This window comes from Paenibacillus sp. 01T422, from assembly GCF_056398785.1.
The window spans coordinates 1-11168 of record NZ_JBFTQB010000601.1; the positions used below are offsets into that span (position 1 = coordinate 1).

Annotated in this window: 10 protein-coding genes and 1 pseudogene; 8 read left to right on the top strand and 3 right to left on the bottom strand. The window is 46.3% G+C overall.

Annotated elements, in window-relative coordinates:
* Positions 1 to 410 precede the first annotated feature (410 nt).
* The 3 genes and pseudogenes from AC1DUA_RS26925 to ppdK all read left to right on the top strand — a co-directional run bounded on the left by AC1DUA_RS26925 (position 411) and on the right by ppdK (position 4205).
* Positions 411 to 1360 (top strand): annotated as a pseudogene (locus tag AC1DUA_RS26925) (type I glyceraldehyde-3-phosphate dehydrogenase).
* A complete protein-coding gene (locus AC1DUA_RS26930) occupies positions 1339 to 1524 on the top strand; it encodes a GapA-binding peptide SR1P (protein ID WP_477502693.1) in 186 nt (61 codons plus the stop codon). The pseudogene AC1DUA_RS26925 and the gene AC1DUA_RS26930 overlap by 22 nt, the downstream one beginning before the upstream one ends.
* A complete protein-coding gene (gene ppdK, locus AC1DUA_RS26935) occupies positions 1524 to 4205 on the top strand; it encodes a pyruvate, phosphate dikinase (protein WP_477502701.1) in 2682 nt (893 codons plus the stop codon). The genes AC1DUA_RS26930 and ppdK overlap by 1 nt, the downstream gene beginning before the upstream one ends.
* Before the next feature lie 82 nt (positions 4206 to 4287).
* On the opposite strand, the gene AC1DUA_RS26940 is transcribed toward ppdK, so the two are convergent.
* A complete protein-coding gene (locus AC1DUA_RS26940; RefSeq protein WP_477502694.1) occupies positions 4288 to 4758 on the bottom strand; it encodes a hypothetical protein in 471 nt (156 codons plus the stop codon).
* Between the two features lie 154 nt (positions 4759 to 4912).
* Between AC1DUA_RS26940 and rfbG the strand changes: the two genes are divergently transcribed.
* From rfbG to AC1DUA_RS26965, 5 genes are read left to right on the top strand one after another with little or no spacing between them, the layout of a single operon-like run.
* Positions 4913 to 5926, top strand: coding sequence for a CDP-glucose 4,6-dehydratase (gene rfbG / locus AC1DUA_RS26945; RefSeq protein ID WP_477502702.1), 1014 nt, complete (start codon positions 4913 to 4915; stop codon positions 5924 to 5926).
* On the top strand, positions 5916 to 6461 hold the full coding sequence (rfbC, locus tag AC1DUA_RS26950; protein WP_477502695.1) for a dTDP-4-dehydrorhamnose 3,5-epimerase: 546 nt from the start codon (positions 5916 to 5918) through the stop codon (positions 6459 to 6461). Before rfbG ends, rfbC begins: the two co-directional genes overlap by 11 nt.
* Position 6462: 1 nt before the next feature.
* Entirely contained in the window at positions 6463 to 7500 is a 1038-nt protein-coding gene (locus AC1DUA_RS26955) for a glycosyltransferase family 2 protein (RefSeq protein ID WP_477502696.1), read from the top strand.
* Positions 7494 to 7844, top strand: a complete 351-nt coding sequence (locus AC1DUA_RS26960; RefSeq protein ID WP_477502697.1) for an N-acetyltransferase — start codon at positions 7494 to 7496, stop codon at positions 7842 to 7844. Before AC1DUA_RS26955 ends, AC1DUA_RS26960 begins: the two co-directional genes overlap by 7 nt.
* Positions 7835 to 8965, top strand: coding sequence for a DegT/DnrJ/EryC1/StrS family aminotransferase (locus AC1DUA_RS26965; protein ID WP_477502698.1), 1131 nt, complete (start codon positions 7835 to 7837; stop codon positions 8963 to 8965). The genes AC1DUA_RS26960 and AC1DUA_RS26965 overlap by 10 nt, the downstream gene beginning before the upstream one ends.
* A gap of 196 nt (positions 8966 to 9161) precedes the next feature.
* On the opposite strand, the gene AC1DUA_RS26970 is transcribed toward AC1DUA_RS26965, so the two are convergent.
* Positions 9162 to 10154, bottom strand: a complete 993-nt coding sequence (locus tag AC1DUA_RS26970) for a glycosyltransferase family 2 protein (RefSeq protein ID WP_477502699.1) — start codon at positions 10152 to 10154, stop codon at positions 9162 to 9164.
* A gap of 44 nt (positions 10155 to 10198) precedes the next feature.
* The gene (gene rfbF, locus AC1DUA_RS26975) at positions 10199 to 10969 is read right to left on the bottom strand and encodes a glucose-1-phosphate cytidylyltransferase (RefSeq protein ID WP_477502700.1); all 771 of its coding nucleotides are present in this window, start codon (positions 10967 to 10969) and stop codon (positions 10199 to 10201) included.
* Positions 10970 to 11168 lie beyond the last annotated feature (199 nt).

An 11168-nucleotide genomic window follows, 5' to 3' on the forward strand; every position in this document is an offset into this window, starting at 1 on the left:
GCACAGGGTGGAGCTGTAAAGGAACTACAGGGTGCTATTTTAGTAGAAATAGCCAATTAAGCAAGTTCGAGGAACTATGGTCCGCTATTTTGGCCTTTTGGGCAGTGTAAAGGCACATTGCGCTGAAATAAGGGCCWGTAGTTCCCATTCGGTTAGGAAATACTCTCTTTTCAGCTAAATAGCGACCTGTAGTTCCTTCTGATGTTGGTTTCCGCTGCTGATGTCTGGATATATTTAGCTGCCGTGGAGCGCTGCTCCAACTGTCTTTATCGATTATATATGACGTCATATATAATCAATTCACTCACAAAAGTGTGTTATAAGCCTATTTAAATTTAAATGTGCAAATATATATTGTGCATTATATTTGTATGTGCTACATTTATGTCATACTAAATGAAGTAAGGGGGATGGAGATGCGAGTTGGACTCAGCGGTACTGGAAGAATTGGAAGGCTCGTCTTGAGAAAAGCTTTGACTAGTTCGCAGCAGGATTTCCAAATAGCAGTAGTAAACTCAACTTGTCCCATTCATGTGTTAGCCCATTTGTTGAAATACGATTCTGTGCATGGCATTTGGGATGCCAAAATCGAAGTGATTTCAGATAACGCGCTGAGCATTAATGGACAATTGCTTCGCGTTATTTGCGAAAGAGAGCCAGATTTGCTGCCATGGAGAGAATTAGGCGTTGCAATGGTTGTCGATGCCACAGGGAAGTTTAACCATCGGCATGGAGCGGAGCGCCACCTATTCGCAGGTGCCAAGAAGGTTCTAATTACGGCTCCAGGTACGAACATGGATCTAACAATGGTCATGGGGGTCAATGAAGGTAAGTATGATCCGTTGCAGCACCGCTTGATTTCCGCAGCCTCTTGTACAACGAACTGTATAGCGCCTATCTTGCATCTCTTGGATCAGGCTTTTCAGGTCAAAATGGGATGGATGACAACGGTGCATGCCTTCACGAATGATCAGAACCATTTGGACAATCCGCATAAAGATTTACGCCGTGCCCGCGCTTGCACGAACGCCATTATTCCAACTTCAACTGGGGTGGGGAAAGCGCTGGTCGATGTTTTGCCGCATCTTGCTGAGCAGATTCAAGGTGTTTCGGTTCGTGTGCCGACACAGGATGTTTCACTATTGGATCTTCAAGTGGTGGTTGGCCGCAACATACAAATTGAAGAAGTAAAACTAGCCATGAAACAAGCAGTCTCTGGTCCAATGGGAGTTAGCTTTTGGCCTGGTACGACAATGAATGGGGCTACGCTAGCCGAGTCATAGACGCAGTAGCCTATATCTCTCGTGCAGAATGCACGCAAGAAAAGGAGGGAACGTCATGTCTCATTCAGTCAGTGTAACAATAGAAGCGGGGATAGCTGCTCAAAGCAATGAACTTGGTCTTATTATTTGCAAATCATGTAATGAAGTACTTGCAACTCAGCCTACTGACGGTTACAAAAAGTTTTATGTGGTGTGCCAAGCATGCGCATGCAAAGAAAACAATAAGGAGGCAACCGAATGATGACGCAGAAACAGGTGGTCCCCTTTCAGGAGGGAGACGCCTCGATGATAGCTCTTCTTGGTGGAAAAGGGGCCAATTTAGCGGAAATGACGCGCGCTGGACTTCCCGTTCCCCCTGGCTTTACCATTACGACGGAAGCCTGCTTAGCTTTTTTTGAAAAGGGAAATCGGCTTTCGGATGCACATCTTGAGCAAATCGAAGAATCACTGAATCAGCTTGAGAAGCAGAAAGATCAGACATTTGGCGATGCACATAATCCGCTGCTTGTTTCCGTGCGTTCCGGTTCAGTAAGCTCGATGCCAGGTATGATGGATACCATATTGAATCTGGGTCTGAATGATAAAACGGTTCAAGGGTTGGCTGCGCTTACAAATAACGAAAAGTTTGCTTATGACTGTTACAGGCGTTTGTTGCAAATGTTTGGCAGCGTCGTGCTTGGCATAGAGTCCAGTCATTTCGAGGGCTTGCTGCACCGCATGAAAGAGAAAGAGGGCGCTCACCAGGATCAGGATGTGACACCTAACGGTTGGAAGGAGCTAATCGAGGCATATAAGGCGTGTATTCTGAGCAAAACAGGCCGAGCCTTCCCACAAAATGTTTATGAGCAGTTGAAGCTGGCGATTGAAGCTGTTTTCAAATCGTGGAACAATACCAGGGCTCAAATTTATCGTAAAATGAATCGGATCCCGGATGATCAGGGGACGGCTGTCAATGTGCAGAGCATGGTTTTTGGCAATATGGGAGGTAATTGCGGCACAGGTGTCGTCTTTACGAGGAATCCGTCTACAGGAGAGAACCAGTTTTTTGGTGAATATTTAATCAATGCACAAGGGGAAGATGTGGTCGCTGGGATTAGAACACCGCTGGCAATTGCTGCACTTCAGGAGGAAATGCCTGCTATTTATGAGCAGCTTATAGACGCCTCCAAGCAGCTTGAGAAGCATTACAAGGATATGCAGGACATCGAATTTACTGTGGAAAATAATAAGCTGTACCTGCTGCAAACGCGAAGCGGCAAAAGGAACGCCCAGGCTGCGCTTAAGATTGCTGTTGATTTGGTCGATGAAGGTGTATTGACGAAGCAGGATGCCGTCAGCCGCATTGAAGTGCTGCATCTGRATCAGCTGCTCCATACAGGGATTGATGAAGCAGCAGTTCGCGATGTGTTGGCACTGGGACTTCCTGCTTCACCAGGCGCAGCAGTTGGCCAACTCGTTTTTGATGCCGATACGGCGGAAGAATGGGTTCGTGCCGGCAAGGCAGTCATCCTGGCCAGAACGGAAACGACGCCGGAGGATATTCATGGCGTTATCGCTGCGGAGGGCGTGCTCACAAGTCGGGGCGGGATGACGAGCCATGCCGCTGTAGTCGCAAGAGGGATGGGGAAACCTTGCGTGTGTGGCTGTGAAGAGATTCGAATCGTGCCAGAAGAGAAGCGTATCTTTGTACAGAACAGGCTCCTGGAAGAAGGGGAATGGATCACGTTGGACGGCGCTACCGGTCGCGTTATTGCGGGGGCTATGCCCCTGCATGAAGCGCGGATGACGGATGAGCTGCTTACAATGCTGAAGTGGGCGGATGAGATTCGCACGCTGAAGGTGTTTGCGAATGCGGATAATCCGCACGATGCCGGTATTGCAAGACAGCTTGGCGCAGAGGGGATTGGGTTATGCCGAACGGAACATATGTTTTTCTCCCCGGCCCGTCTGCCTGTAGTCAGGCGCATGATCCTTGCCGAAGATAAGGAAGAGCGCATGAAGGCGCTTGCCCAGTTGCTTCCCATGCAGCAGTCTGATTTTGAGGGGATTTTCGAGCAGATGGATGGCCTCCCGGTAACGATTCGCCTGTTGGATCCGCCGCTRCATGAGTTTCTACCTAGTTTAGATGACTTGCAGAAAAGGCATGCCCAGCTGACCTATGAACGTGACGGTTCCATCAAGGAAAAAGAGCAAGTCGCTTGCCTGCTTCGTAAAGTACAAGCACTGCATGAAGCGAACCCCATGCTGGGACAGCGAGGCTGCCGATTAGGAATTGTGTATCCGGAGATCTACGATATGCAGATTGAGGCCATTTTCCGCGCAGCATCCAAGTGTATTGACGCAGGTGTCCAGGTGCATCCGGAAATCATGATCCCGCTCGTAGGCCACGCTAACGAACTGAAAATTCTAAGAGAACTCGTTGACTTCGTCGCGCTACAGGTACTTGGGAAAGATAAACTGCGCGAGTGCCCTTACACAGTGGGGACGATGATTGAGGTGCCGAGAGCTGCATTAACGGCACGTCAGATTGCAGCCCATGCCGATTTCTTCTCTTTCGGCACGAATGATTTGACGCAGATGACATTTGGCTACAGCCGTGATGATGCGGAAGGGAAGTTCCTGACCCATTACGTCAATCACAAGCTGCTGCCGCATAATCCGTTTCAGGTGCTTGACACCGAAGGCGTCGGTCAATTAATTGAACTGGCGGTGAATGTAGGACGATTAGTGAAGCCGTCGTTAAAAACAGGCATCTGCGGGGAGCATGGTGGAGACAGAGAGTCGATTCTTTTCTGCCATAAGATCGGATTGGATTATGTAAGCTGTTCGCCTTACCGGATTCCATTAGCTCGGATAGCCGCTGCTCAGGCGTTTCTGCTATATGGCGAACCTGGAGCAAGTGATGTCGCACAGGCGATATGACGTAGTTGGCGATCTCATAACACGGAAATAAAAAAAGACCATCCTTAGTAGATAAATCTACTCGGGACGGTCTCTTTTTTTATTACAGTTTAATTTGTTTCAATAAGTTTGCGATTGTGTCTTGGTTCAAGTTCAATGCGCTCATTTGACCACTCAAAATAGCTTGAATTTGAGAAGCAAGTCCACGAAGTGCTGCTAAGTTTGCAGTAATCGATTCTGGTGTTGGGTTTGTTACATTGATTTGTGCTACAAATTGACGAACGGCTTCAAGCACTRCGGGAATGGATGCTCCTGAAAGAACGTCTGTACCAGCAATACTTTTGATTTGATCAAGAATGTTTTGCATGTCTGTCATTGTGCCTTCACCTAAATTCAATTTGCCAAGTTCGGCTTGAAGCTGGTTCAGCCATTGGGAGCTTGTTGGGCTATCCATGTTTGCATCCATAGCGGCTTGGACTTCGCCAAGTTTTTGTAAAACAGCGCCAACAGGGCCTTCAGTTACTCCACCTGGAAGTTGTTTAAGCATCTCTTCAAGTTTTTCTAAAAGACTCATCTGCTATCCCTCCTCTCTAGTATCTATCGTATGTAAGTAAATGCAGATGTGATTGGATGATAGCTTATTATTTTTATTTCCATAGACTAGATTTTTGCCTCTTTCGGGTTTGCTCTAGTGAACATACGATATTTTGATATGAAAAAGCTTATGGCTGCAAGGCATGGGAGCTAACGTGACCGGTTATTCCTTACAGCCGCCGACGGAACCGAGTTTGTTTGAGCTTTGCCGAATGCAGGAAATCGTAACATCTTACATCGCTGATATTCGCGACATGACGGCCTTATCTGAAGCCATCATAGAAGCAGCTCCGGACATCGTTTTTCACTTGGCAGCTCAACCGCTGGTTCGAGCCTCCTATCTGAATCCCATAGAAACCTATGAGATTAATACGATGGGAACGATCAATTTACTAGAGGCTGTGCGTCAAGCAAARAGAAGCCGTGTGCCAATCAAGGCCGTCATCCATGTTTCAACAGATAAGGTTTATTCGCAATTGGATGAAAAGAGAGGATACTGTGAAACAGACCGTTTAGGCGGAGGCGATCCCTACTCGAACAGCAAAGCCTTAACGGAATTGATCGTAACCAGCTATCGGCAAATTTATGAAAAAGAAGAAAGTGAGTGGAGCGAACCCGTTGCGCTTGCGTCGGTGAGAGCCGGCAACGTGATTGGCGGCGGAGATTGGGCAGAGGATCGGCTGATTCCCGATTGCTTCAGGGCGATTCTTGAAGGGGAGCCGGTCAAGCTGAGATATCCGCAAGCGGTTCGTCCTTGGCAGCATGTGCTTGAGCCGCTGCATGGCTACCTGCTGTTAGCCCAGCATGTGTATGTAGACAAGCAATATGCGGAGGCGTGGAATTTTGGTCCCAATGAGGAAGATACGATTTCTGTGGAGCAAGTAGTAAGCAGCTTGTGCCAGAAATGGGGAGATCAGGCAGCCTATCTGATCGATTCAGCGGAGCATCCGCATGAGGCGCCTGTTTTGCGATTAGATTGCACGAAATCCCGCAATTTACTAGGATGGGCACCTCGCTGGAATCTCGATATGGCGATTTCCAAATCGATTGAATGGGTCAAAACCTACGACCAGTCGGGAGACTGCAGGGAACTTTGCAGCAAGCAAATACAGGAATATGTAGAGGGAAGTGAATCTCATGATCATTAAACCCGGCAATCTCCAGGGCATTTATGACATCACGTTAGCTCCCAATACCGATCACCGGGGTTATTTTACCCGACTGTATGATGTAAATATCATGACGGCGCATGGTCTTCACCGCAATTGGGTGCAAGAAAACCGCTCTTTTTCCAAACAGAAAGGTACAATTCGGGGGCTTCATTTTCAACGTGAGCCTCATGCAGAAACGAAGCTTATATGGGTCAGCAGAGGATCGATCTTAGATGTGTTTGTCGATGTGCGTCAAGACTCCCCCACCTTTGGCTGCTATGAAAGCCGGGTGTTGACGGAGGATAATTTTGCAATGGTTTATATTTCTCCCGGTTTCGCGCATGGTTTTTGTACCTTATCGGACAATTGCGAGGTTGTCTATAAGGTAGACAATGTTTATTCACCAGCACAAGAAGCTGGGGTTTTGTGGAATGATGCTTCGCTTCAAATTCCGTGGCCTGTCGATCAGCCGATTATTTCGGCTAAGGATCAGGTGCTTCCAACGTTAGATACATTGAAAAGGAGAGATTGAGATGAATCCACTTGTTAGTATTCTAATTCCAACCTACAACAGGCCTAAGTATTTCGAACAAGCGCTGCAAAGTGCGTTTAACCAGACGTATGACAATATTGAAATTATCGTTAGCGATAACAGTGATAACAATCTGACGCAGCAAGTCGTCCAAAAATATCAAATGATGCCTGGCGGTACAAAAATCAAATATTACAAAAACCCTCAAAACTTGGGTCCAATTGCGAATCAGCAGCAAAGCTTAAATTTGGCAACTGGTGAGTTTATTAACTATCTCATGGACGATGACTTGTTTCACCTGCAAAAAATAGAAAAAATGATGGCTTACTTAATACAGTATCCCGATGTCACAATGGTCACATCGCAGCGCAGAGTGATTAACGCCGCAGGCCGTCAAATTTATGTTCCGCCATTTGGAACTTTTAAACAATTGTACATGAAAGATACGGTTGTCGACGGCCGAGTGCTGACAAAGCGGATGCTTGAAGACCGAATTAATTATTTAGGCGAGCCAACAACAGTTCTGTTTCGAAGAAAAGCACTGACGGAGCCCTTTGGCGTGCTGCTGGGCAGGCAGGCCTATTTTGCTGTGGACATGGCGAGTTGGCTGAGTTTGTTAAGTAAAGGGAAAGGTGTCTACATGGTTCAGCCGCTCAGCTATTTGCGGTATCACACGGAGCAGTTGTCGCAGCATGAGATGGCCAAAGAGGTTGCTCAAATGGATATCGAAACATTTAAATTTTTTGCTGTCAACCAAGGCTATGCGACACCGCAACAGATCAAAGATTTTGAGAAACAGCAAGGGAAGATGAAACAGTCTAGCAATCAGAGATCAAACCAACAAACGCTTCAGCAAATCAATGAGAAACTGCTTCAAGGTCCGAACAAGAAATCGAGCCAAAAGTCGATTCAAAAGTCGATTCAAAAGCCATACCAAAAATCAAACCAAAAGTCGAGCCAAAAGCCAATTCAGTCATTCAATTCTAAAGAATGCACTATGATGAAGTCGCCCATACTTGTGAGTATGATAATTTGCTAAGAGGCCGTAAAGGACGTTATGGCAACATAGTTATGCATGCGCTGCTTACTTTGGGTGCCTGGAGTTTGCGTGAGCTAGGCTTACAGAAGGGGTATTTGAATGTGCTTTCGGATAATGCCCGCGCCATTCATATTTATGAATCTTTAGGAGCAGTGGAAGTGGAGCGGACACCGCTGCGCAAAGAAGTTGTAGGCGAAGTAATCCGTTGGGTTCCCGCTGAAGATCAGCTGACAGGCGAGCCTGAAAGGGAAATGGTTACTATGGTCGTTACCCGGGAAGCCTTTATTAGCAGGTTTGGCAAAATGATTGAGCTGGAGAATGGGGAGGGGAAATCGTGGACATAAGACTGTTCAAGCCATCTGTGGGCAATGACGAACTCGAAAGCATTAAGCAAGTATTTAATAAAGCATGGCTTGGACTAGGTCCTCGAGTAGGCGAGTTTGAGAAAAAATGGAGCGATTATATCGGCAGCGCGGAGTCAGTAGGAGTCAATTCCTGCACGGCAGCGCTGCACCTTGCTCTATCTGCTTTTAAATTCCCGCAAGGTAAAAAGGTACTGGTTCCCGTCGTCACATTTGCCGCAACGGCTATGGCTGTTTTGTACAATGGACTGGTTCCGGTGTTTGTAGATGTGGATGAGAAGACCTTTGGTATCAGCATGGAAGATTTGGAGCGGAAATATGATCCCGATTGCGTAGCGGTCATTCCCGTTCATTTCATGGGTCATCCTGTCCCTATGGATCAGCTGATGCCGTGGGCTAAGGCGCGTGGCTTGAAGGTTATTGAAGATACTGCGCACTCGGCCGGAGGGAAATATTTGGGCAAAGCCCTGGGAACTTGGGGCGATATAGGATGCTTTAGTTTTGAGGAGAAAAAATGCATGACGACCGGTGATGGCGGGATGATTTCGTCGAACGATCCTGAGCTGTTGCGGCCTTTGCGTCATTCGCGGTGGGTAGGGATCAACAAAGATACATGGGAGCGTTACGAAGAAAATGCTTCGTATCATGCAGATGCCAACAGCTGGTATTATGAAATATCCGACATTGGCTACAAATACAATATGAATGATCTCATGGCCTCTATCGGCCTTGTTCAGTTGGCTAAGCTTGATGCGATGAACCGCCGAAGAGAAGAGATTATTCGTCAGTACGTAGCCGGTCTTGCGGGCAGCAACCTTGTCCAGCCAGCGATACCTTACAACTTGAACGACTCTTCGTATTGGGCATTTGTTGTTCGTGTGAAAGAGAGAGAGCAGTTTATTCTGCATATGAAGAAAAAAGGGGTGGCAACCGGTGTGCATTATATGCCGCTGACCATGCATCCGCTTTTTGTGCCATATAAGGCTGAAACACCGATCGCGGATACGCTTTGGCGTGAGCTCGTTACTCTCCCATTGTTCCCTGACTTAACGGATGAAGAGGTCGCGTATGTCTTAGAGAGCGTGCAATCTTATGCTCCTTAAAGGGAGCAGTTATATGTAAGCTATGCTTCCTTACAGCAAGATAATGAAATAGACCGTATGCCTTGTGCAGGAGCGGTCTATTTTTTTGCTTTCGGTTGAAACTCACCTGCGCATACAAAAAAGACCTGCAGCATAGCAGGCCTTACAAAGTTCCTCCAAAGGCTGACGAYTCTTTCATCATCGCAAGCCTCACTTTCTATGATGCTGGTTTCCTTTGTTTTTCAAGCTGTTGTGTGAGTTTTTTCAGATCCTTGRCAAGAGCGGATAATTTTTTGGTTTTCTCACTGACAACTGCCAATTGACGCGCTCTATCCAGTAATTCCTCCAGATACAAGCCATTGGTGGCTTCATTCCATTTTGAGAAATTATTCAGCACCGTTTTTCCTAACCTGCTTACGATTTTGACAAACGTGGAAGAGTCGTCAAAGATATGCTGATTTTTTGCCAAAAGGGTAGCATCTATCCAATCGCACTGACACCCCATTCGCGACAAAAGCGTGTTGGTTAATTGTGTAGGATGTTTGCGAAAAGAGCTCAAGGGTTCCGGCAGAAATACGGCATCCTTCTTGGCAAGCAAAGCGATCCAGGAGGCAACATCTACGTTGTTATGAGCTTGTTTACCGCCAAAAGTACCAAAAGGTTCAAGCAGATCAGCTTTTCGAAAAAGCACGGTTGTTGGCTCGCCAATGTAGTTTTGGGTGTCGGTCAACATGCTTTGGATTAAGCTTTGCCCGTTGATGGCAGGCTTTTTTGTCGTTGATAGTTTAAATGGAGGAGTCTGGGAAATTTTAAGGGGTTCCCCCAAATGATTAATAATTTGTTTCAACGAGGTGACGAGTCCAATTTTGGGGTTGCCAATCAGATAAGGAAGCATGAGCTCGATTTTTCTCGGATGAAACAAATCGTCATCCATTAAGTAGTTCATATACTCGCCTTTTGCGAGTCGGAAGCACTTCTGCTGGTTGGCCGCAGGCCCGATATTCGTTTTGTTTCTTACATATTTGATCTTGCTGCCGTTCGGTGAGGTCAAGTACGAATTCACCACTCGCTCCGTTGCATCATTCTGGCTATTATYGCAAATGATAATTTCAATATGGGAATAAGTTTGGTTTAGTGCGCTGACTAACGCTTGCTCCAGAAACTGTGGTCGATCAAAGGTGGGCAGCAAAATACTCACAAGTGGCGTCATCGTACTCCTCCTTTTTCACCGATATGAGCTGGTGCTGAAGTGAACTACCAAATTTTCCATGGTGCTTGTCCTGAGTCCCAAAGTTTCTGCAATTGCTGTTGATCGCGAAGCGTGTCCATAGCATACCAGAAGTCATCATGTTTAAACGCATGCAGTTCCCCAGAGGCAGCTAACTGCTCCAGGGGCTGCTTTTCGAAATGGATCGGGTCACCGTCAATATAATCAAAAACCTGAGGCTGCAAGACAAAAAAACCGCCGTTCACCCAACCGCCCTCACCTTTTGGCTTCTCTTGAAATTTAGTGATTTCTGTACCATTTCCAAAAATAAGTGAACCAAATCTCGCCGTAGGCTGAACAGCTGTGAGTGTAGCAAATTTGCCGTGATCCTGATGAAACTTCACGACTTCGGGGATGTTCACGTTAGTCAGGCCGTCTCCATACGTTAAGAGGAAGGGCTCATCGCCAATATATTTCTGAATTCGCTTAATACGTCCACCTGTCATCGTCTCATCGCCTGTGTGCACGAGTGTAATTTGCCATGGTTCTGCTGGCGATGTAAGATACTGCGTGGTGTTCGTTTGCAAGTCAATTGTTACATCGGATGCGTGCATGGGATAGTTGGCAAAAAAGTCTTTAATGACGTGCCCTTTATAACCAAGGCATATAATAAACTCATTAAAACCATAAAACGAGTAGATTTTCATAATATGCCACAGAATTGGTTTATCACCGATGAGAATCATAGGTTTTGGCTTGGAATGGGTTTCTTCACGGAATCTGGTGCCAAGTCCGCCAGCTAGAATTACGACTTTCATCCTCATTCCTCCTTTCTATGTTTCTAAAAACTAGCTTGCTATATCATATGTAAATCTCGTTGATTTGACAGAGACAACTATAAATAGATATGTATAATTGGGTGTACATTTAATGACTTATCAAATTGGATGGTTGAAAAATCATCAAAGTGGAGGATGAAAGTAAGATCACTTTTCGTTATAATAAGGACATCAGGGC